Origin of the sequence: Leyella stercorea, from assembly GCF_021531355.1 — a bacterium.
Classification (GTDB): Bacteria; Bacteroidota; Bacteroidia; order Bacteroidales; family Bacteroidaceae; genus Prevotella.
Genome location: NZ_JADYTS010000001.1, coordinates 186,543 through 208,519 on the forward strand (window position 1 = coordinate 186,543; position 21,977 = coordinate 208,519).

A 21,977-nucleotide genomic window follows, 5' to 3' on the forward strand; every position below is an offset into this window, starting at 1 on the left:
TATTGTTGTTTGATGTGTGGGGTGTATCAGTCTTCGGTGCGTCCTATAGTCATAATGCTTATCTTCACATCTTCGAGCTTCGCTATTTCCGTTGCGCAAGTGCTTAGGGTGGCTCCAGTGGTGATGATGTCGTCGATGAGCAGTATGTGCAAGCCGCTCGGATGTTTGCCTTGTTTCAGGGCGAATGCACCGCTTACGTTTGTTGAGCGTGATGTAGCTTTTGTCAGTGTCTGGCTTTGGGTGTAACGCACGCGCTCAACAATGTCCTCACGCACCGGTATATGAGTCAGTTCGCTTATGCCGCGTGCCACCTCATAGCATTGGTTGTATCCACGTTCACGTCGGCGTCTTTTGTGTAGTGGCATCGGCACGATAGCGTCGATGCCGTCGAAGAATCCCGATGGCATATAGTCGGCAGCCATCATACGTCCTATTTCCTCGCCAATGTCGTCGCGTCCGCCATACTTCAGTCGGTAGATGAGGTTGGCAAACGGTGTGTGTGGATGAAACTTCACAAACGAAGCACATCGCTCCACAGGCACCAGTCCCCACAACCGCCGTGCAGTATGGTTGTCGTAGGGCGAAGAAGCGTCGTCAGTGCGTGGCAGCAGAGCGTTGCATGTGGTGCACACAAGTCGTTCGTTGATAGCAAGCCGGGTGCCGCACATTTCGCAGGCACGCGGTGCTATCATGTCGATAATGCTGCGCCAGAGAGTGAGCAGCCGCTTCGTTATGACTGTCTGACTTTTCATTAAGGCAGTTTAGGAAACTTGCTGAAGTCGGGCTTACGCTTTTCGAGGAAAGCCTTGCCACCCTCCTGAGCCTCGTCGAGCATGTAGTAGAGCATGGTGGCATCGCCTGCCAGTTCCTGTATACCAGCCTGACCGTCGAGTTCGGCGTTGAGTCCTGCCTTGATCATGCGCAGTGCCAGTGGCGAACGCTCCATCATGATCTGTGCCCATTCTACGCAGGTGTCTTCAAGCTGGTCGAACGGCACAACCTTGTTTACCATTCCCATGCGCTCTGCCTCAAAGGCTGAGTACTGACGGCACAGGAACCATATTTCACGAGCCTTCTTCTGACCCACGATGCGAGCCAGATAGCTGGCACCGAAACCTGCGTCGAACGAGCCTACCTTAGGTCCGGTCTGTCCGAAGATGGCGTTGTCGCTGGCGATTGTGAGGTCGCACATGAGGTGAAGCACGTGTCCACCACCAATGGCATAGCCGTTGACCATAGCGATGACGGGCTTTGGCAGCGAGCGTATCTGCTTCTGCACGTCGAGCACGTTGAGGCGTGGCACACCGTCGTCGCCTACATATCCTCCACGACCCTTCACGTGCATGTCGCCACCCGAGCAGAATGCCTTGTCGCCGGCACCGGTAAGGATGACCACACTGATGCGCTGAGCCTCGCGACACCATGCAAAAGCCTGCGACATCTCCCATGTAGTGCGAGGTGTGAAGGCGTTGCGATAGCGCGGACGGTTGATTGTTATCTTGGCGATACCGTTGTATTCGTCAAACAATATTTCTTTGAAGTCGAAGCCTTCGATCTTCTTCCATTCTCTATTTTCCATTGTTCTTATTTGGGTTTATTGAATATTTACATTACAATCCTTTACAGCTTGAAGTATTTTTCAAGCGCCTTTACGTCGTCGTTGCTGTCGGTGAATACTTCGAGCAGCATAGGTCGTTCGCTCTCGCGTGTAAGCAATGTCACGACGCCAATCTGCATTTCGTCCATGTTTTTTGCCGATAGGTAGCCTATATCGTTTTGGGTGCAGATGCCTTGAGCCGTGTTTTCGTGGCTTGCCATGACCAGATCGTCGGCAGCCGGACTGTCGCTGAGTCCTGGCAGTTGTCGGAATATTCCGCCACCGCGATTGTTGAGCAGTATGATACGAAGATTGCCGCGCAGATTGGAGTTCCAAAGAGCATTCTGGTCGTAGAAGAAACTCAGGTCGCCTATCACGCAAACCGTCATGTCGTGCGTAGCAAGCGAGAATCCTGCAGCTGTTGACAGCGAGCCTTCAATGCCGTTTACTCCACGGTTGCACCATACATAATGCTGCGCATAGATGCACGCCAGGCGCACGGCTGAGCTGTTGGCGTAATGTACGCATATATCTATGTCGAGGTCGGCAAGCTGCTCTTCAAAATATTTCACAGTCGCCATCTGCGAGTATTCGGGTGTATAGGCATCTGCATGAGCTGCACATGCGTCGAGGAACGACTGCCAGCGGTCGTGGAATCGGCATCGCTCGTCATTGTCAGTTGCCTCGCACAGACTTGCAAGCAATGCGTTAATACTATCGGTATCGCATTCTACGATGTCGGTAAGCGTCATAAGTGGGTCGTGAATGTCTGCTGCATCGGGCGTGATGAGGCACGACGGAGCCTTGGTATTGCGCAGAAAGTGACGTGCGGGTTTGCTTACGAGCGTGTCGCCTACGTAGACGACGTAGTCGGGATAGTATGCCGTCTTGTCGTCTTCGTCGTCGTTGATGCTGCTGTTGTCGCTGACTATATATCTGATTGCCTCGTCGAAGTGTATGGTCATGTACGAAGGGTTTGACAGCGGTTCGCTCATTACCACATACTTTTCGCTCAGCGAGCGTATTGTCTCGTGCGAAACGGTGCCGTGAGCCAGTTGTCCAATCACAATCATGGGGCGTTTTGCCTCATGGAAAGCGTCGGGCATATCCATCGAAGCGTCCTTGAAAACAGCACGCTTGATGTTGTTGAAGCGGCTGAGTTGGGGCAGTTGCTCGATGTTGAATTCAAAGAGCGGTTCGCTGATAGGCACGTTGATGTGTACGGGTGCGCCCAGTCGGCACGTAGCGAGATGCATGGCTTCGTTGACAAGTCGACGGCACAGCCATCGTTCTTCGTCGTTGTGAGGTTCGGGCAGTTGCACAGCCTTGCGCACAAAGCGCCCGAGAGCGTCTGGCTGGGGGATGGTCTGACCGTCGAGTTGGTCAATCCATTGCTGCGGACGGTCGGCTGATATGACTATAAGCGGAACGTGCTGATAGGCAGCTTCAGCCACAGCCGGCATCGCGTTGAGCAATGCCGAGCCTGACGTAACGCACACTACAGTAGGCCGTTTGGTGGCTATAGCCAGTCCGAGAGCATAGAAGACCGCCGAACGTTCGTCGGTAACGGGTCGGCAGCGTATTGCCTCACACACGCTAAGGTTGTGCACGATGGGTGCGTTGCGGCTGCCTGGGCACACCACAGCGTCGCTTACACCGTATTCCAGGAGCAGCGAAGTCAGTATGTTGACGTTTTCCTTATTGCTGTACATAGTCGAATAGTTTTCTTATAGTATTCATCTTGGCTTCGGTCTCGTTCCATTCGTCCTGCTCGGTGCTGTCTGCCAGCAGTCCGCCTCCGGCAAAGAGCCGGTACACGGCAGAGTCTTCCGCCTCGCTCTCGATGTGCATACATCTGAGTGTTACAAACAGGTGGGTGTCGCCGTCGGGATTGAATGGTCCGGCAAAACCGCTGTAGTAGCCTCGCTGTTGCGATTCGTTGTCGATGATGAAGCGCCTGGTCTCGTCCTTCGGAATGCCGCATACGGCAGGCGTAGGATGCAGGGCGTCCACCACATTGCCTATGAGCGAGGCATCGTTCATGCTGAAATGTATGTCGGAGCGCAGGTGTTGCAGGTCGGCAGCATACGTAGTGTAAGGTCCTTCTACAGTTATGTCGTCAGCGAATTGCTTCACACACTCCGTGATGTACGTTTCTACATATTTCTGTTCGCGCTTGTTCTTCTCGCTCCATTCGCCCGTTCCGGGTCGCATAGTGCCTGCCAAAGCCATTGTGTGCATCTGTCCGCAGTGTCCTCCAATCAGAGTTTCGGGCGTAGCTACGAGCCATGTGCCGCTGCGCTTGGTTGAATAGAGCGCTATGAACATGCGCGGATAGCGTTGGCAGGCTCGTGCGAACAGCGTCAGTGCACTTATGTGTGCTGACGCTGTGAGTCGTGAGCTGCGTGCCAGAACTATTTTGGCAAAGCGTTCGGCCTTCAATTCTGCGTGAAATCGATTGAAGTCGGCGTTGTATTGCTTGCGTTCAGCGTTGTTGTCGCTGCAGTTGAGGCTTGCCGACATTTGCGTATTGTCGCTTGCAGAAACAAGAGTTTCCAGTATCGACGGTTCGATTGTTTCCCATTGGGTTGGTACAAGCAGTATGGGCTTGTGGTCCGACGGGGCGAAAGGTGCAATGACAAATCCGCTTCGTCCGTTCAGTTCGGCTGCCGTTGACAATTCTTCAGGCTCGTCGTTCAGTTTGTTGTGAACGACGAGTGTGGTGTTGGGCAGTCGGAAATATACAAAACTCATATTGTCTTATTGTGGGTGCTATTCTTTTTGGGGCTTGCCCACATCCTTGCCTTTCATTACAAAGTTGGTTATCTCTACCGACGAGATGAGTTCGCCGGCTCCGTTACATATTTCGATGTGCCACTGGTGCAGCGTCTTTCCTTTGTGCAGGATGCGTGCAGTGGCTGTGACGGTGTCGCCTTCGCGCACCGCCTTGACGTGGCTTCCGCTGACGTTGATGCCCACGCAGATGTTGTTGGGGCACAAGGTCATTGAGCCTACACCGGCAAGGTTCTCGGCCAGTGCCAGTGTGGCGCCACCGCTGAGAAATCCGAATACCTGACGGTTGCGGCTGTCCACCTTCATTCGTGCCTGACAGGTGTCGGGGTCGGGTGTCGACAGAAACTCCATGCCGAGCGTGTTCGACAGTCCGTCTTGTTTCAGTCGTATCTCTTTAATTCTTTCTATGTCCATATCTTGTTTTTTTATAATTGATGCTCTATCCTTCGCGGAAGAAGTCGAGAGCTTCCTTTATTTCTTCTTCGTTGGCAGTTTGGTTTATGCGTATGTCGCCCACGTTGCCCAACAGAGTGAAGTTGATGATGCCCGACGTGTTCTTCTTGTCGTGGTGCATCAGCTCGATGAGTGTCGGGTAGTCGTCGCATGTTATGTTGAGTGTGCCGTAGTTTTCGCGTATGAAGCGTACGGTCTGGTGCATGCGGTCGGTGGGGAAAGCCGTCTTGCGTGCGCTCATGTACAGTTCGCTGATGAGTCCGTATGCCACTGCGTATCCGTGCAGTATCGGTGTGCCGCGTCGCATGGCAAACGATTCGAAGGCGTGGCCCATAGTATGGCCCAGGTTCAGTGCCTTGCGTATGCCGTGCTCGTGTGGGTCGGCTTCGACGATGCGCTCTTTCACCTTGATGGATTCTGCCACCATGCGTTGCAGCTGGCTGAGGTCGGGGTGTTCAAGGTCGAATGTCACCAGTTCTGCCCATGTGCGTTCGTCGGAGATGAGTCCGTGCTTGAGCATCTCGGCATAGCCCGAGCAGATGTTGTCGTGGTCGAGTGTGTCAAGGAATTGTGTGTTGATGATGACGAAGCGGCTGTCGGAGAACACGCCGATTTCATTCTTCAGTCCACCGAAGTTGATGCCTGTCTTGCCTCCCACTGAAGCGTCGACCATTGCCAGGAGCGTAGTGGGTATATTGATGAAGTCGATGCCGCGCTTGAATGTGCTTGCTGCAAAGCCTCCGAGGTCGGTCACCATTCCGCCTCCGAGATTTATCATCAGCGAGTGGCGTGTGGCTCCTCCGTTGCTCAGTGCCTGCCACACCTCTGCCTGTGTGTCGAGGTTCTTGTGTGTGTCGGTGGCTTTTATTATTATTGGGGTGCAGTCTTTCAGTGCCTTGAAGTTCTTTATCTTTGGCCAGCACAGCTGTTGTGTCGTTTCGTCGGTAAGTACGAATATGCGGTCGTGCTCACATTCTGATATAGCGCTCACAAGGTCGCGCTCGAGGTTTCCCGAAATTACTACTTTCTGTTTCATAAGGCTCAACGTGTTTTTTCGTATACTGTTTATTCAAGTACAAATTTAAGTAAAAAACTTGAATAAAGTGTCATATAAATAAAAAAAGGACAACTTTAAAAACTCATGCTAATGAGTTTTTAAAGTTGATAGTTGAGAAATTAATGTTGAGAGTTGAGAATTGAGAGTTGAAAGTTATGATTACTGATGATGATATATAGAATCAATACATTTCATAACTCTCAACTCTCAACTCTCAATTAATTAAAGCTTAAAATGGTCTTCCCATTCGCATCATCGGCATACGTCCGCCTCCTCCGTGCGGATTGCCGCCTCCCATTGGTGGGCGTCCATATCCAGGGCGGCGGTTGCCTGGTCCGTCAGGTCCGCCGCGTCGTGCCTGCTTGCCTCCGAAGAGGTTGAGACGGTAGATGACGTGCAGCATTGCGTAGCTGTTGATAGAGTTATACTCCACGTCGCTGCGGCTCATTGCCGACACGGTGCGCGAGAAGTTGCTCTGATTCTTGAGTATGTCGTAGAACTGTAGCGAGATGGTGAGTGCACGTCCGCGCATGAATCCCTGCGACAGCTGGGCGTTCCATATCAGCTCGTTGGTGTTCATCGACTTGTCTGAATAGCCTCGGCGTGAGTTCTGGTGAATGTCGGTCGATAGGCTTGTGCCCCACGGCGCGGTCAGGTTGATGGTTCCGCCGTATGCAAACTGCCATGTGTCGAGATTGCTCTGCGTCTGCAGGTTGTTGCGTGCGTGCATATAGTCCATCGAGCCGTCGAGCTCCACTTCGAGCCATGAGTTGCGGAAACTCATTGCGAGACGCTCGCTTACTGATGTCGATTTTGTCACGTTGCGCTGCGAGTCGGCGTTGCGGTTGAGCGACAGATAGCCAACACGGTTCTGGTAGTCGACGTTGGTGAATGTGTTGATGTTCCAGTAGCCCGTGGTGTCGATAGCCATATTGAATATGAACATGCCCGAAGCGTTCCAGTTGCCGTTGATGTTCTCCGGTCGGCTGATGCGTCCGCCGGTCTTCTCGTCGTACGTCACCTTGTAGCCGATGGAGTTGCGCGTGTTGGAGTAGTTGACGCTTGTCATTATCGACATCTGGTGTTTCTCGATGTAGTTGTTGTATTCGGCGCGCAGATTGTTGGTGAACGAAGGCTTCAGTCCGGGGTTACCCTTGCTGATGTTGAGCGGATCGCTGTCGTCGGTGATGTCGAGCAGGTCGGTCATTGACGGCTGCGATGTAGAGCCTCGGTAGTTTATGCGCAGTCTGCTCACCTTCGAGAATCGGTAGCGGAAGTCGAGTGTCGGCGTGATGTTGGTCACGGTGCGCACGGTGTCTACGTATTTGCCCTGATAGTCCTGTATGAACTTTGATGTCTGTGGCTGCACTTTCACACCTACGTTGAGCTGATACTTCTGTCGTAGCATGCGGAACATCAGGTCGATGTCGTGCGTATAGTTCTTATATTCAGAGTAGCGGCTCAGCGACTTGTCCTCGTATTCGGTGTAGGGCTTGTCGAGCAGATTCAAGTAGCTGTCCCACTGGCGGTATTGCGGTGTGAGCGAGCCGAAGAAGTTCTCGCCAAGGTTGGAGAAGTCGTATGTAGCACGGTCGCTCTTGCTGTACGAGTACTTGAACTGATAGCTCATCTGTAGGAACGTAGCCTTCCACAACGGCTCGCTGTATGTAGTCTGTACGCTGTAGCTGTACGTCTTGGTCGGCGTCACGTTGTAGCGGTTGGTCTGATATGTAGAGTCAGCCAGAGGGTTGTCCTTCATCTTTATCTGATATAGATGGACGTTGTTGGTAGATAGCGACTTGCTGTCGCCGTCCTTATAGCTGAAGTCGCCGCGCAGCGTCACGTTGCGTCCGCGGTTGCCCAGTTTGCGGTTTAATTGCAGCATACCGCCAAACTGCTTGTTGTCGCTGTAGCTTATCGAGTTTGACTTTGATGTGTTCACCATCTTGCCGGCTTCTGCCATTGTGCTGATGCCTTTGTCAGAGAGTGGGTCGTCGGTGTACGAGTATGGGTCGTCGTTGAACTGTGCTGAGGTGGAAGCCGAGCGTCCGTCGCTTGACGACAGACTCATCGACGGGCGGAACATGATGTTGGTCATCGTGTCAGGTTTCCACTCGAATCGCATCTGTGCATTCCATGAGTTGCTGCGCGAGAACTGCTGGTTGAGCGAATTGGCAAACGACTTCGACGAACTCACGAAGTTCTCTGATGACGACTTCGATTGTGTGTTGCCGTTACGATGGTTCCATCGCACCGAGCCGTCCCACGAGAATGTCTTGCCGTTGTCGAAGTTGAAGTTGGTGCCCACCATTTTTGATGTGTTCAGACCGTTGCGTCCGCGTCCGAACGAGCCGCGTCCGAATCCCATGTCGTTGGTATTGTTGAGCGAGCCGAATCCCATTACGCGTATCTTCGAGTTGAAGTAGGCACCCATAAGGCGTTCGGCAAACCGGTCGTGTGTTCCGTATGCAAGGTCGGCGTTGGAGAACATGCCCTTGTTCATGCCAGGTTTCAGTCCGAAGTCGAGCACGGTCTGCTCGTTGCCGTCGTCGATACCCGTAACGCGTGAGAGGTCGCTCTTCTCGTCGTAAGCCTTGATACGGTTTACGATGTTTGTAGGCAGATTCTTCATGGCAGTCTTGGTGTCGCCCACCATAAATTCCTTTCCGTCCACCTTAATCTTCTTCACCTCCTTACCATTGATGGTAATCTTGCCGTCGTCGCCCACCTGAGCTCCCGGTAGACGCTTCACCAGTTCTTCGATGGTCGAACCTTCAGGAGTGCGGAAAGCCGTAGCATTGTATATGAAGGTGTCCTTCTTGAGCGTCACCTTGGCTGCGTTAGCGGTCACGGTGGTTCCCTTCAGGGCTATAGCCGACGATGCGAACACAATGTTTCCAACGTCCACGTTGTTGTCGTTGCTTACATTCACGTTGCGGTAGAGGGTCTTGTATCCCACGTTGGAGAACTTCAGTATGTACTTTCCGTTGTTTGGAGCGGTAATGCTGAATGCTCCATTGGCATCGGTCACGCTTCCTTTGACATACGAACTGTCCTGGCGCAGCAGTTGTACGGCTGCCTGCTCCATACGCTCGTGAGTGTCTTTGTCGGTCAGCGTACCCGTGATTTTGCGGTCTTGGGCTGCCGCTCCCAATGCGCAGAGCATAAGTAGGAGCAAGAAGACAATCTTTTTCATTCTGTTGTTATTTTCTTGTTGGTGTATATATTTTTGTGAATTTCAGACTAAACAGAAAAACTATTTACGTGTTTTATGACGTTTGTATGGCTTTGTGGTTTAATTATATAGAAACAAAAAAATGTAGAAAGTAAAAACGGAAGCAACAAAAAAACAACAAAAACAACATTGTTATACATAAATATCATTGCATAACAATGTTGTTTTTGTTGTTATATCCTTGTTTTATAGGAGTCTTGTTTTATTTGTACAGGTATCGCTTGATACTCTTTTTCGGTGTCTTTTCAAACTCTTCCTTCACAATCTCTATAGCCGACAGACGGCAGTAGGGTGGTTGGTCAGCGTTGAGTTCCTGACGGTTCTGCTCCATTATCTTCTCAAGATCGGCTTCGTTGAGGCGCATTGTGTCGGCTTCGTCGAAGTCTGGATATACAAGACCTACGAGTTTCTCGCCGCGCTGCACTACAACTGACTCGTTCACCATAGCCAATGAGTTGAGCTTGTCCTCTATTTCCTCCGGGTAGATGTTCTGACCTGAAGCTCCGAGCAGCATGTTCTTAGAGCGTCCCTTGATGAATACGTTGCCGTCTTCGTCCATCAGTCCGAGGTCGCCGGTGTGATACCATCCGTCTTTGTCGAGAGTTGAGGCTGTAGCCTCCTCGTTCTTGTAGTAGCCCAGCATCACGTTGAGTCCGCGTGCCAATATCTCGCCCGGAACATTTGCCGGATCCGGACTGTCTATCTTCACCTCCATATGTACTACTGGCTTGCCGCATGAACCCGGCACAAAGTCTTTGTGGTCGGCGTAGCAGATGATAGGGGCACACTCAGTAGCGCCGTAGCCTACGGTGTAGGGGAATCCGATGCGCTTGAGGAACTGCTCCACTTCCTGATTGAAGGCGGCACCGCCAACAATGATTTCGTAGAAGTTTCCACCGAAAGCCTTCACAACCTGCTCCTTTATCTTCTCGTTCACCTTCTTGCTCACGATAGGCATGTTCAGCAGGATGCGCATGCGGTTGTTCTGTATCTTGGGGAATACCTTCTTGCGGATGATCTTCTCGATAATGAGAGGCACAGCGATGATTATGGCTGGCTTGACCTCGGCGAATGCTGCAGCGATGATGGCTGGCGATGGTATGCGGGTGAGGTAGAACACATGGCAACCAAACAGGAATTCGAACATAAACTCGAATGCCATGCCGTACATGTGAGCCATAGGCAGGATGCTGATTACATTGTCGCCCTTTTTGATGATATTGCCTAATACCGAGATAGCGAAGTCGTAGTTGCTCCACATAGCGCGGTAAGGAATCATTACGCCCTTTGAGAAGCCTGTCGTTCCACTGGTGTAGTTGATGAGAGCCAACTCGTCGGGACTCTGCTCCTTATAGTAGTGTACGTGCTCCTTGCGGAAATACTTGGGGTATTTCTTGCCGAACATCTCGTTGAGGTGTTCGCGTGCGTATGTGAGTTTGTCGGTGCGCGACACTACGAGCGAGTAGTCGGGTATGTAGATGATGCCTTCGAGGTCGGGCATCTTTGTCTGGTCGATGACGGTAGCTACATAGTCGCCCACGAAGAGCAGCTTGGCTTCGCTGTGATTGACGATGTTGTGAATCTGGTCAGCAGTAAATTCGTGCAATATAGGTACTGCAACGGCTCCGTAGGTGAGTGTAGCAAGGAATGCAACAGCCCAGTTTGAACTGTTGCGACCGCACAGAGCAATCTTGTCGCCTTTCACTACGCCACTGCTTTCGAACATGATGTGCAGTTTCTCTATTTTGCGTGCCACGTCGTGATATTGCAGAGTGGCCCCCTTAAAGTCGGTCAGGGCATCCTTGTCCCAATTGGTGATGATGCTCTGTTCGATAAGAGCGTTAAAACTCGGTATTTCCATTTTTTGTTTGTTTATCATTGTGAGGTGTTTTAGGCTTTATTTGTAGAGGTATCGCTTGATGCTCTTTTTGGCAGTTTTCTGGAATTCCTCTTTCTGTATTTCTATAGCCGCTATCTTACAGAAAGGCGGCAGCTGGTTGTTGAGGGTCTTAAGGTTTTCGTCCATTATTCCCTTCACGTCGTCGTCGTCGAAGTCCATAGCCTCCTTGTCCTCTATTTCAGGGTGCACGAGAGCGATGAGCTTGGTGTCGCGCTGTATTATTATGCTTTCGCCGACGAGCGGCATATTGTTGAGTTTGTCTTCTATCTCCTCCGGATATACGTTCTGTCCGTTGGCTCCGAGGAGCATGTTCTTGATTCGTCCTTTTATGTATATGTGTCCGCTTGGTGCCATTGTGGCGAGGTCGCCGGTGTGAAACCATCCGTCTTTGTCGAGTACGGCGTTTGTGGCTTCCTCGTTCTTGTAGTAGCCGAGCATCACGTTCATGCCCTTGGCTATGAGTTCGCCGGGCACGTTGGCAGGGTCGGGGCTTACTACCTTCACCTCCATGTGTTCAACAGCAGGTCCGCACGAAGCAATCTTGTATTTGTCGTAATTGGCGAAGGTGATGAGCGGAGCCGTCTCGGTGGTGCCGTATCCTATAGTGATAGGCACTCCCACGCTGTTGAGGAATTCCTCGATGCCCTGATTGAGCGGTGCTCCACCTACTATTATCTCGTATGCGTTGCCGCCGAATGCCTCCATTATGCGGTCGCGTATGTGCTGCTTTATCTTCTTGTTGATTATCGGCATGTTCAGGAGCAGCTTCATGCGGTTGGTCTGCACCTCAGCCAGCACCTTACGGCGTATTATCTTCTCAACAACGAGCGGTACAGCCACGATGAGTCGGGGCTTCACCTCGGCAAACGCCTCGGCAATGAGCGACGGCGACGGCATACGGTTGAGGAAGTACAGGTGGCATCCGTTGATGAATCCGAAGAGGAATTCCACAGCCAGTCCGTACATGTGGGCCATTGGCAGAATGCTCACCAGATTGGAGCCGGGTTTTACGTTGGGCGAAAGACATTTCAGCACGTAGTCGAGGTTGCCCCACAGTGCACGGTATGGCAGCATTACGCCCTTAGAGAAGCCCGTTGTGCCGCTGGTATAGTTGATCATAGCCAGCTCTTCGGGGCTTTGCTCCTTATAGTAACTGATGTGTTCCTTGCGGAAGTACTTAGGGTATCGCTTGCCGAATATCTCGTTCAGGTGTTCGCGTGCAAATGTCAGTTGCTCGCTGCGTGAGATGACGATGGAGAAGTCGGGCAGGTAGACGATGCCTTCGAGTGCCGGCATCATGTCTGGGTTGACTTGTGTGCATACCACGTCGCCAACAAACAGCAGTTTCGACTCGCTGTGATTAACGATATTGTGTATCTGTTCTGGTGTGAACTCGTTCTGTACCGGTACGGCAATAGCGCCGTATGTCAGAGTGGCGAGAAAAGCCACAGCCCAGTGGCTGCTGTTGCGTCCGCACAGGGCTATCTTGTCGCCACGCTTCACACCGCTGTTCTCGAACATGATGTGTAGCTTTTCTATTTTTCGTGCTACATCGTGGTATTGCAGTGTTGCTCCTTTGTAGTCGGTAAAAGCGTCCTTATCCCAAAACTTTATTACGCTGTCCTCTATATATTGGTTAAAACTGGGTATTTTCTCCATTGCACAATCTTCAAAATTTTGTGCAAAGGTACGTCATTATTTGCACATTTCCAAAACTTTTGTGCTGTAAATAGTATTGCGTAGTAATATTTATACATAAAAGAGGGTGTGTCAAAATAGGAGTTAGAGGAAGTTAAGAAGAAGTTAATCCATCTACGATGGATGGTAGTTAACAGACAAATGCTTTATTTTCAGCAATTTATACATATGTCCGCTAACTTCCGTTAACTTCGGGCGAAGCCCAAACTTCCTTTTACTCCTATTTTGATACACCCTCATATTTCGCGTTATTCGTAACGCATTGATTTTGCAGGATGTATGTGCGATACAAGATAGCTTGGCGCTATCAGCACAAACAGTGCAATGAGCATTGTCGCTACGTTGAGTGCTACGATTAGCATCCAGTCCAGTTCTACCGGAACCACGTCGACGTAGTAGGTCTGCGGGTCGAGTTTGGCAAATCCGGTGAATTTCTGAAGCAGTATGAGTGCCAGTGCCAGCGCGTCGCCTATGAGCAGTCCCTTGCCTATGATGAAGGCTGCAAACCACAGGAACGTGTGCCTTACGGTAGAGTTGCGTGCGCCCAGTGCCTTCAGCACTCCAATCATCGTGGTGCGTTCGAGAATGATGATGAGCAGTCCGCTTATCATTGTCACTACAGCTACGGCAATCATTATGGCGAGTATTATCCACACGTTGAGGTCGAGAAGGTCGAGCCATGAGAATATCTGTGGGCTCAGCTCGCGTATGGTCTTTGACGAGAACGTGTTGCCATACTGGTCTTGTGTGCGGTTGACGCGGTTGATGATGTCGCTGGCAGTGGTGCTGAGCTGCTTGAAGTCGTTCACGGTCAGCTCGGCTCCCGTCACCATGTCGTCTGTCCAAGCGTTCAGCTTGCGTGCCGTGTATAGGTCGCAGAAGCAGGTGGTCTTGTCATACTGTGCCAGATTGGTCTGGTATATGCCGCTTATGGTGAATCGTCGGGTTCGTACTCCGCCGTCGCCAATGAAGTAGGCGAATATTCGGTCGCCAGCCTTGACGCGCAGTTTGTTCGCCATATCCTTCGATATGAGTATGCGGTTGGTGCTCTGCTGGTCGGAGAAGTGGGGTATGCTGCCCTCCACCATATTCTTATGTATGAAGGTAGAGTCAAACTCAGGTCCCACACCCTTGAACATCACGCCCAGAAAGTCGTTGTCGGTCTTCAGTATGCCTTGTTTCATGGCAAAGCGCTGCACGTGCTTCACGCCCTCTGTCTTCTTCAATACGTTCATCATCGAGTCGCCTATGGCTATAGGTTGGTCGATAGCTGACGATTGCAGAGTGTAGAAGTTGGCTACCTGGATATGGCTTCCGAATCCAACCACCTTGTCGCGTATGGTGTGCTTGAATCCCAGCACCACGCACACGCTTATTATCATCACCGCCAGTCCGATAGCCACACCAGCCACTGCAATGCGTATTGCAGGTTTCGACACCTTCTGTTGGTCGCCTATATGGTCGGAGTATATGCGGCGGGCAATAAAAAGAGGAAAGTTCATTGTTTATTACTCTTTAGCGACAACTCTTCCCGGATAAGCCTCCAGAGCCTTGCGCAGCACTATGAGTGCGCGTCCCAGGTCTTCCTTCTTCAGCACGTAGGCTATGCGCACTTCGTCGCGTCCTACGCCCGGGGTGGTATAGAATCCGGCAGCGGGAGCCATCATGATGGTCTCGCCTTCGTAGTTGAACTCCTCCAGACACCAGCGGCAGAACTTCTCCGAGTCGTCTACGGGCAGCTTTGCCACGGTGTAGAATGCGCCCATAGGTATAGGCGAGTACACGCCCGGTATGCGGTTGAGTCCGTCGATGAGGCATTTGCGTCGTTCTACATATTCTTCATATACGTCGCGATAGTAGTCCTCAGGAGCGTCAAGCGATGCTTCGGCTACAATCTGTCCTAACAATGGAGGCGAAAGACGTGCCTGGCACAGCTTCATTACGGCAGCGCGCACCTCAGCATTCTTGGTGATGAGCGCACCGATACGTATGCCGCACTCCGAGTAGCGCTTCGATACAGAGTCGATGAGTATCACGTTCTGCTCGATGCCCTCCAGATGGCAAGCCGAGATGTAAGGCGAGCCGGTGTAGATGTATTCGCGATAGACCTCGTCCGAGAACAGATAGAGGTCGTACTTCTTCACGAGGTCGCGTATCTGGTTCATCTCGCGACGTGTGTACAGATAGCCCGTAGGGTTGTTGGGGTTGCAGATGAGGATGGCACGGGTGTGCTCGTTGATAAGCTCCTCAAACTTCTCCACCTTAGGCAGCGAGAATCCCTCCTCAATGGTAGTGGCTATGGTGCGAATCTTGGCTCCTGCCGAGATGGCAAACGCCATGTAGTTGGCATAGGCTGGCTCAGGGATGATAATCTCGTCGCCCGGATTGAGACACGACATGAATGCGAAGAGCACTGCCTCCGATCCGCCCGCCGTGATGATGATGTCGTCGGCGGTGACATTAATCTTAAATCGCTTGTAATATTCGGTGAGTTTCTGGCGATACGAGAGGTATCCTGCCGATGGAGAATACTCCAAAACCTTGCGGTCGATGTGCTTCAGGGCATCAAGTCCTACCTGCGGTGTGGGCAGGTCGGGCTGGCCAATATTGAGGTGGTAGACTTTAACGCCGCGCTCTTTGGCAGCAGCAGCCAACGGAGCCAATTTACGGATTGGCGATTCGGGCATTTCAAGTCCGCGTACTGAGATTTCTGGCATTTCTGTACTCTAATTTAATGATTAAGTTTTAAGCGCATTCTTATGCGCCTTGTTAAATGCAAAGTTACGATAAATTTCGATAAATCACGGCTTTTCTGTATTATCTTTTTGATAATTGTGTAATATTATCCAATAATGTAGGTTTATTGTATGTCATATTGTTAGTATTTGCAGGTCGATAAAACGGTATTATAACCGGTGCTTTTCAAAAGGACTCCTTTTGCCCTCCAAAAGGACTCGTTTTGCTCATCAAAAGGACTCCTTTTGCACCTCAAAAGGACTCGTTTTGCAAGCCAAAAGGACTCCTTTTGAAAATCCGATGGATTTGCTTCATCTGGCATTTGGGGTGACCATATTTGAAGTTCAAGTTTCATAGTGGATTGGCAATGCAAATAGTAGGAGGCTATGGCGTCTCCGCCGTAGCCTGAGCAGACTGCCGACACTTTCTTATTGTTGATTTTTCACATAGCTGCTTGCTCAGGTTATGGCGAGGACGCCATAACCTCCTACAGTCAGGTCTTCATTGAAAACAGTCATAACACTCCATATTTCGGATGAATCTTAATTATAGAAATATGGCGAATGATTTCGTATGGTTTTGCCACTATATATAATATAATAAGGTGTAGAGCCTATACGAGCTTGCAGACTGAAAGATTTATACATCTTTTTATGTGAATTTAATAGAATAACGTATAAGTTATGTTATATTGTGCAATTAATTTTGTAATTTTGAACGTGTCAAACCTCTGATTCTATTATATCAAATTTTTAATGCGATTTATGTCAAGTTATTAATGATAGCCAATCAGATTATTGTTTGAAAACTCTTTGAATACGAACCATAAACGATTTCTTGCCTATGAACGACAAAGTATTGATGTGTATCGTGGCGTCTTTGTTGGCTGCACCGGTTGGTGTTTCGGCTAATAAGGTGGCAAACGATGTACTCGCTGTGCAGAAAGCGCAACAGACGATTTACCAAATCAAGGGTATGGTGACTGATAGTAATGGCGACCCGTTGCCGGGCGTTACCGTGTCGGTGAAGTCGATTGGCAGAATATGCCTTACCGACATCAACGGCAGATATGCGCTGCCCGTACCCAAAAACGGAGTGTACGAACTGGAATTCCGCATGATTGGTATGCGTATGGTGTCGCATCGTATCACGGTTCATGGCTCTACGCAGATGAAGACCATACAGCTCGACGACGACATCTCGGAACTTAACGAAGTGGTTGTGACCGGTTATGGCAACATCAAGAAAGGTGCCTACACGGGTTCGGCATCGGTAATGAGTGTCGAGAAGCAGAAAGACCTGCCCGTAATCTCGCTTGCGCAGATGATGGAAGGCAACCTCTCGGGCGTTGCCATCAGCACAGGCAACGGAACGCCGGGCGCCAATTCTACCATGCGCATACGCGGTATAGGTTCGCTCTCGGCTTCCAACGAGCCGCTTTATGTGCTCGACGGCGTGCCCATCATGTCGGGCAACTTCTCGTCGAACGGCATGAACTCGGGCGGCTTCGGCATACTCAGCACCCTCAATCCGTCGGACATAGAGAACGTGACAATCCTTAAGGATGCCGCTTCAGCCTCGCTCTACGGTGCACGTGGCGCCAACGGCGTTGTGCTCATCACCACCAAGAAGGCTGCGCAGGGCAAGACCACATACAATCTCAAGGCTAGCTTCGGCATAAGCGACATGGCTTATCGCTACCGCCCGACAATGGGAGGCGAGGAGCGACGCAACCTGGTGCTTGAGGGTTTTGTCAATGCCAATATCGATGCGGGTCAGACTGTGGAGTGGGCTGAGGAACATGCCGAGGAGATAATAGACAATTACGCCCCGCGTCCGGCTGGAGGCTATGCCGACTGGCAGAAGGCTCTGTTCAGAAAAGCGTTGCAGCAGAACTACGACTTCTCCGTAATGAGCGGCCGCGAGAACACACGTTTCGCCGCATCGCTCAACTATACCAACCAGGAGAGCGTGGCACGCAACTCGGGTTTTGAACGATACAGCGGCCATCTCAACGTCAACAACAAATACAAGAACTTCGACCTCGCTCTGAGCGGCATCTTCTCGCTCACCAAGGAGAAACCGCTGCCCGGAGCACAGTACTACAGCAACCCTATGCACGCGCTCAAGTATGCGCTCACTCCGTCGGTGCCCATATACAACGAGGACGGATCGTACAACAAAAGCGTCAAGGAACTCAACTACATGAACCTTGTTGAAGAGAACGAGATAAATACCCACCGCAGCCGAATAGCACGCACCTTCGCATCGGCTGAGGCTGGCTACACCATATTGAAGGGTCTGCGACTGTCTACAGTATTCAATGTGGACTATATCAACACCAACGAGTTCCGCTACTTCTCGCCCGAAAGTGCCGACGGCAGAAGCCCCAACGGACAGGGCGACTTCTATCGTGTGGAGAACCTTACCTACAACAGCAACACCCGACTCAACTACGCCGCCAAGTTCGGTGAGCACTCTGTCGACGTGCTTGCAGCCTACGAAATACACAACTGGGAGAAGGACTACGTCTCTGCCGAGGCAAAGAACTATGCCACCGACAAGAAGAATGTGCTCAACGTGGCATCTACGCCGGTAGAGATTGGCAACTACATTTCGGGCGATGCTATGCTCTCGTACGTGTTCCGTGCCAACTACGACTACAAGACACGCTACTATCTCTCGGCAAGTTTCCGTCGCGACGGTTCGTCACGTCTGCATCCCGACAACCGATGGGAGAACTTCTGGGCTATATCTGGCTCATGGCGCTTCTCGCATGAGAAGTTCCTCAAGTCGTGTGAGAACTGGCTCACCGACGGCAAGATACGACTCAGCTACGGCGTCAACGGCAATATCCCGTCGTCGCTCTATTCGTACAACGGAATGTATGACGTAACCTACAAGTACAACGACCTTCCGGCTATGGTGGAAAGCACGCTCAGCAACGACAAGCTCAGCTGGGAAAAGAACTACGCACTCAACGTTGGTCTCGACCTCACATTGTTCCGCCGGCTCAACATCACATTCGACTGGTATACCCGCGACACCCGCGATCTGCTCATGAGCAAGATGGTCGACCCGATAACAGGCTTCGGCTCTATCATGGACAACATCGGACGCATGCGCAATACGGGATTCGAGCTTGAGGTGCGCTCTACCAATATCGACCACAAGGACTTCACATGGACCTCGACGTTCATGATGACGCACAACAAGAACAAGGTGCTCAAGCTCGCCGATGTGCCGCAATACTTCACCGGCAACTACTACGTCGTGAAGGAAGGCTACTCGCTCGGCACCATCTGTCTGCGCGAATATGCCGGCGTTGACCCCGAAAACGGTCTGCCTATGTACTATTCCAACGTCGAGAAGGACGGAGTGCGCTCGCGCGAAAAGGTGTACGACCCCAACAAAGCGGTAATGGTGCCGCTGGAGAACATCTATCCCACCGTAAGCGGAAGCATCGGCAACACGTTCCGCTACAAGTATTTCGACCTTATGTTCAATTTCACCTATTCGCTCGGAGGCCACAGCTACGACGACGCAATGTGGGCACTTCAAGACGACGGCAAGTCAGCCACAGCGCCAAAGAGTATCGAGCTGCGCCGCCGCTGGCAGAAACCGGGCGACAAGACCGACATTCCGCGCTATGTCTACGGACAGAACTACGGCGGATGGTGGCACTCGTCGCGTGGCATACACAGCACCGACCATCTGCGACTGAAGAGCCTCGTGCTCGGAGTCAACGCTCCCGACTCGTGGATAAAGAAGCTCGGACTGAGCCGTGCACGCGTATACTTCTCGGGCAGCAACCTCCTTACATGGGCCAAGTACACACAGTACGACCCCGAACTCATGGGTACTGTGGGATTTGAAATCCCACCTCTCAAGACATTCTCATTCGGTTTGGAAATTGGACTTTAAAAACGCAACACTATGAAGAAAAACATATTTGCCGCATTGCTGGTGGCTCTGTTTATGTCATCATGCACAGGCGACTTCCTCGATAAGTCACCGTCTGACCAGGTAACAACCAAGGAGGCCATAACAACGTTGTCTGACGTGAAGAACGCTGTCAACGGATTGTACTCGCTCATGGCGTCGGTCTACTACTACGATTTGTCGATGTTCCTCTATGGCGACATCAAGGGCGACTGCATGCAGCCCACATCGTGGTCGGGAGGACGTCAGGGCTACTCCTTCTACTTCTTCGATCACACGGCTTCGGTGCCCAACAACGGCGGACTGTGGGGCCGTCCATACTACATCGTGCGCAACGCCTTCAACGTCATCAAGGCCATCGACGACGGCAAGGTGAACGCTACGCAAGCCGAACTTGCCAACTATCGTGGCGAGGCACTTGCCGCAATAGCCCTCTGCTATTTCGACCTTACGCGACTGTATGGCTATCCTTATGCCAAGGACAACGGCGCTTCGCCCGGCGTGCCGTTGCTCGATCACGCCATAGGCTATGGCGAAACGTCGACTCGCAGCAGCGTGGCAGAGTGCTACGAATATATCATCAACAAGCTGAAGGAGGCGATTCCGCTGCTCTCAAATTCACGCAACGACGGACATCTCAATTCCTATGCAGCACGCGCATTGCTCGCCCGCACCTATCTGTATTGCGGAATGAACAAGGAAGCGTTCGGCACTGCCGACATGCTCATCAACGACTTGAAGTCGACGGGATTGTACTATCTTGTTGACAACGCCCACTATGCCGACATGTATGCATGGGGCAACAAGTTCGGAGCAGAGGCTTTGTTCCAGGTTTCTAACACAGCAACATCCAATCCAGGTCGCGACGGACTGTCGTATATGCTGCACTGGTGGGGATATGCAGCCGTTGTGCTGACCGACGATTTCGCACAGAAACTCAAGAGCGACCCTGCCGACGTGCGCAACCAGCTCGTTGCAACCTATCAGGACGGTGGCGACCACCAGTACTATAATCTACTGCTGAAGTATCCGGGCGAGAACGGCTACAACTCTCCGTCGTTCGACAACAACTATACTGTAATACGTCTGTCGGAAGTCTACCTCATTGCTGCCGAGGCAGGACTGAAGGCAGGTGGCGAACTGCGCCAGCCGGCACTCGATTACCTCAACGATATCGTGAGAAGAGCCAATCCTGACGCTTCCGTAAGCGACGCAGAGTTCACGCTCGACCGCGTTCTCGACGAGCGTGCCAAGGAACTCGTTGGCGAGGGACATCGCTATTTCGACCTTCTGCGCAATGGCAAGAAGATAGTACGCCGAGGCGGTAAGCACCTGCCCAACGCTCCCGAAGAAATCGACTGGAACTACTATAAGTGCGTATTGCCTATAAGTCGTGATGAGTTTACGTTCAATCCTGACATGGAGCAGAACGAAGGTTATACTAAAGAATAAGTACGGTTATGGAAAAGACAAGATTAAAGAGATTGTGCTCGTACGTGTGGCTGGTGGTGATGCTGGCGTGTGTGGCGAGCTGTTCGGACGACGACGAGCTGCAACCGCAGCAAACCGACTTCGTGACGTATAAGATAAAGGGCTACGAAGAAGCCAAGACTACAATCGATGCAGCTACGCATACCATTACCGTCAGGCTGCCCGACGACGTGACGGACGGCTCGGCGCTTGTGCCGGAGTTTACCGTCTCGGACGGTGCGCAGGCTTCTATCAACCGCGTCGTGCAGCAAAGCGGTGCCAATACGTTGAACTTCAACGATATGGTATTGTACACCGTGTCTAATGCCGACTATACGGTCAAGACACGTTGGCACGTTGTGGTGACCAACAACGACTACACAGCCCGGTATGGTATGGGCAATTTCCTGAGCTATTGGTGGTCGAACAACGGCACTTCCGACCAAGGCTATTATCTGCAACAGCAGCATACAGGACCTTATTCCGATGTGAATTGCGGTCCGGCATGCGCTACGATGGCTATGAAGTGGCGCAATCCGCAGTTTGCGGGCACCGTAGAGGACACTCGCAACAGTGCCGTGCATAGCGAAATAGACGGTGGCACGTGGTGGTATCCGCGCGATATTGTCAATTACTTGCAGCGTAATGGCGTTGACGCATACTACTGGAACTTCGATGGAGCTACCACTGAAGGCTTTATAAATAAGGTGCGCCAGCTCCTGGAGCAGAACAATCTGTGCATAGTATGCCTCAACAGCGCCAACCTCAGCGTTCAGACAGCCGTGTCGAAGGAGTATCACACACATAAATATTATAGTGAAGGCTCGGGCCATTTCCTCCTTATCAAGGGCTATCGTGTAGTGAACGGCAAGACATGGTTTGAGATTCACGACCCGTGGGGACTCGACAAGAAGTATTCGGATGGCACCTACTGCGGAGCCAACCGCTACTATGCCGGCGAAGAAGTGGCAACATGTATCAAGTGGAACATCTGGACTGTCGTGGTGCCATACTCTTGATAAACCCAAATCGGTCATTAGAAAATGACAAGAAGCTTTTTCTAATGACCGCCATTAGAAAAACAGCTTTGTATATG

The 21,977-nt window shown here is 51.4% G+C and carries 14 protein-coding genes; 3 read left to right on the forward strand and 11 right to left on the reverse strand.

The features are described from left to right. Positions 1 to 26: 26 nt before the first annotated feature. The 11 genes from I6E38_RS00720 to I6E38_RS00770 all read right to left on the reverse strand — a co-directional run bounded on the left by I6E38_RS00720 (position 27) and on the right by I6E38_RS00770 (position 15,450). Positions 27 to 752 carry a ComF family protein gene (locus tag I6E38_RS00720; protein ID WP_235392176.1) on the reverse strand — a complete coding sequence of 242 codons (726 nt, stop codon included), beginning with the start codon at positions 750 to 752 and terminating at the stop codon, positions 27 to 29. After that, positions 752 to 1,579 carry a 1,4-dihydroxy-2-naphthoyl-CoA synthase gene (gene menB, locus I6E38_RS00725; RefSeq protein WP_235392177.1) on the reverse strand — a complete coding sequence of 276 codons (828 nt, stop codon included), beginning with the start codon at positions 1,577 to 1,579 and terminating at the stop codon, positions 752 to 754. The genes I6E38_RS00720 and menB overlap by 1 nt, the downstream gene beginning before the upstream one ends. A gap of 41 nt (positions 1,580 to 1,620) precedes the next feature. Beyond that, complete coding sequence (menD, locus tag I6E38_RS00730) at positions 1,621 to 3,309, reverse strand: 2-succinyl-5-enolpyruvyl-6-hydroxy-3-cyclohexene-1-carboxylic-acid synthase (protein ID WP_235392178.1); 1,689 nt, start codon at positions 3,307 to 3,309, stop codon at positions 1,621 to 1,623. Then, positions 3,296 to 4,351, reverse strand: a complete 1,056-nt coding sequence (locus I6E38_RS00735; protein ID WP_235392179.1) for an isochorismate synthase — start codon at positions 4,349 to 4,351, stop codon at positions 3,296 to 3,298. Before I6E38_RS00735 ends, menD begins: the two co-directional genes overlap by 14 nt. A gap of 18 nt (positions 4,352 to 4,369) precedes the next feature. Continuing rightward, entirely contained in the window at positions 4,370 to 4,804 is a 435-nt protein-coding gene (locus I6E38_RS00740) for a PaaI family thioesterase (protein WP_235392180.1), read from the reverse strand. 25 nt (positions 4,805 to 4,829) lie between these two features. Next, a complete protein-coding gene (gene aroB, locus I6E38_RS00745) occupies positions 4,830 to 5,879 on the reverse strand; it encodes a 3-dehydroquinate synthase (RefSeq protein ID WP_235392181.1) in 1,050 nt (349 codons plus the stop codon). Positions 5,880 to 6,129: 250 nt separating this feature from the next. Next, entirely contained in the window at positions 6,130 to 9,096 is a 2,967-nt protein-coding gene (locus tag I6E38_RS00750; protein WP_235392182.1) for an outer membrane beta-barrel protein, read from the reverse strand. A gap of 241 nt (positions 9,097 to 9,337) precedes the next feature. Beyond that, positions 9,338 to 10,996 (reverse strand): AMP-binding protein, encoded by a 1,659-nt coding sequence (locus I6E38_RS00755; RefSeq protein WP_235392183.1) that lies wholly within the window; start codon positions 10,994 to 10,996, stop codon positions 9,338 to 9,340. 36 nt (positions 10,997 to 11,032) lie between these two features. After that, the gene (locus I6E38_RS00760; protein WP_235392184.1) at positions 11,033 to 12,694 is read right to left on the reverse strand and encodes an AMP-binding protein; all 1,662 of its coding nucleotides are present in this window, start codon (positions 12,692 to 12,694) and stop codon (positions 11,033 to 11,035) included. A 287-nt stretch (positions 12,695 to 12,981) separates the two neighbouring features. Next, on the reverse strand, positions 12,982 to 14,235 hold the full coding sequence (locus tag I6E38_RS00765; RefSeq protein WP_235392185.1) for an ABC transporter permease: 1,254 nt from the start codon (positions 14,233 to 14,235) through the stop codon (positions 12,982 to 12,984). Between the two features lie 6 nt (positions 14,236 to 14,241). Further along, complete coding sequence (locus I6E38_RS00770) at positions 14,242 to 15,450, reverse strand: pyridoxal phosphate-dependent aminotransferase (RefSeq protein WP_235392186.1); 1,209 nt, start codon at positions 15,448 to 15,450, stop codon at positions 14,242 to 14,244. Between the two features lie 862 nt (positions 15,451 to 16,312). On the opposite strand from I6E38_RS00770, the gene I6E38_RS00775 reads away from it, so the two are divergent. Genes I6E38_RS00775 through I6E38_RS00785 form a run of 3 tightly spaced genes read left to right on the forward strand, consistent with a single transcriptional unit; the run spans position 16,313 to position 21,900 of the window. Beyond that, positions 16,313 to 19,393 carry a SusC/RagA family TonB-linked outer membrane protein gene (locus I6E38_RS00775; protein WP_235392187.1) on the forward strand — a complete coding sequence of 1,027 codons (3,081 nt, stop codon included), beginning with the start codon at positions 16,313 to 16,315 and terminating at the stop codon, positions 19,391 to 19,393. Positions 19,394 to 19,405: 12 nt separating this feature from the next. Beyond that, entirely contained in the window at positions 19,406 to 20,863 is a 1,458-nt protein-coding gene (locus I6E38_RS00780) for a RagB/SusD family nutrient uptake outer membrane protein (RefSeq protein ID WP_235392188.1), read from the forward strand. Between the two features lie 8 nt (positions 20,864 to 20,871). Further along, positions 20,872 to 21,900, forward strand: a complete 1,029-nt coding sequence (locus I6E38_RS00785) for a C39 family peptidase (RefSeq protein WP_235392189.1) — start codon at positions 20,872 to 20,874, stop codon at positions 21,898 to 21,900. Positions 21,901 to 21,977 lie beyond the last annotated feature (77 nt).

Coding starts and splice junctions, on each gene's coding strand:
- menD (WP_235392178.1), bottom strand. CDS start 3,309: ATGTACAGCAATAAGGAAAACGTCAACATACTGACTTCGCTGCTCCTG.
- I6E38_RS00770 (WP_235392186.1), bottom strand. CDS start 15,450: ATGCCAGAAATCTCAGTACGCGGACTTGAAATGCCCGAATCGCCAATC.
- menB (WP_235392177.1), bottom strand. CDS start 1,579: ATGGAAAATAGAGAATGGAAGAAGATCGAAGGCTTCGACTTCAAAGAA.
- I6E38_RS00765 (WP_235392185.1), bottom strand. CDS start 14,235: ATGAACTTTCCTCTTTTTATTGCCCGCCGCATATACTCCGACCATATA.
- I6E38_RS00750 (WP_235392182.1), bottom strand. CDS start 9,096: ATGAAAAAGATTGTCTTCTTGCTCCTACTTATGCTCTGCGCATTGGGA.
- I6E38_RS00780 (WP_235392188.1), top strand. CDS start 19,406: ATGAAGAAAAACATATTTGCCGCATTGCTGGTGGCTCTGTTTATGTCA.
- I6E38_RS00720 (WP_235392176.1), bottom strand. CDS start 752: ATGAAAAGTCAGACAGTCATAACGAAGCGGCTGCTCACTCTCTGGCGC.
- I6E38_RS00740 (WP_235392180.1), bottom strand. CDS start 4,804: ATGGACATAGAAAGAATTAAAGAGATACGACTGAAACAAGACGGACTG.
- I6E38_RS00760 (WP_235392184.1), bottom strand. CDS start 12,694: ATGGAGAAAATACCCAGTTTTAACCAATATATAGAGGACAGCGTAATA.
- I6E38_RS00785 (WP_235392189.1), top strand. CDS start 20,872: ATGGAAAAGACAAGATTAAAGAGATTGTGCTCGTACGTGTGGCTGGTG.
- aroB (WP_235392181.1), bottom strand. CDS start 5,879: ATGAAACAGAAAGTAGTAATTTCGGGAAACCTCGAGCGCGACCTTGTG.
- I6E38_RS00755 (WP_235392183.1), bottom strand. CDS start 10,996: ATGGAAATACCGAGTTTTAACGCTCTTATCGAACAGAGCATCATCACC.
- I6E38_RS00735 (WP_235392179.1), bottom strand. CDS start 4,351: ATGAGTTTTGTATATTTCCGACTGCCCAACACCACACTCGTCGTTCAC.
- I6E38_RS00775 (WP_235392187.1), top strand. CDS start 16,313: ATGAACGACAAAGTATTGATGTGTATCGTGGCGTCTTTGTTGGCTGCA.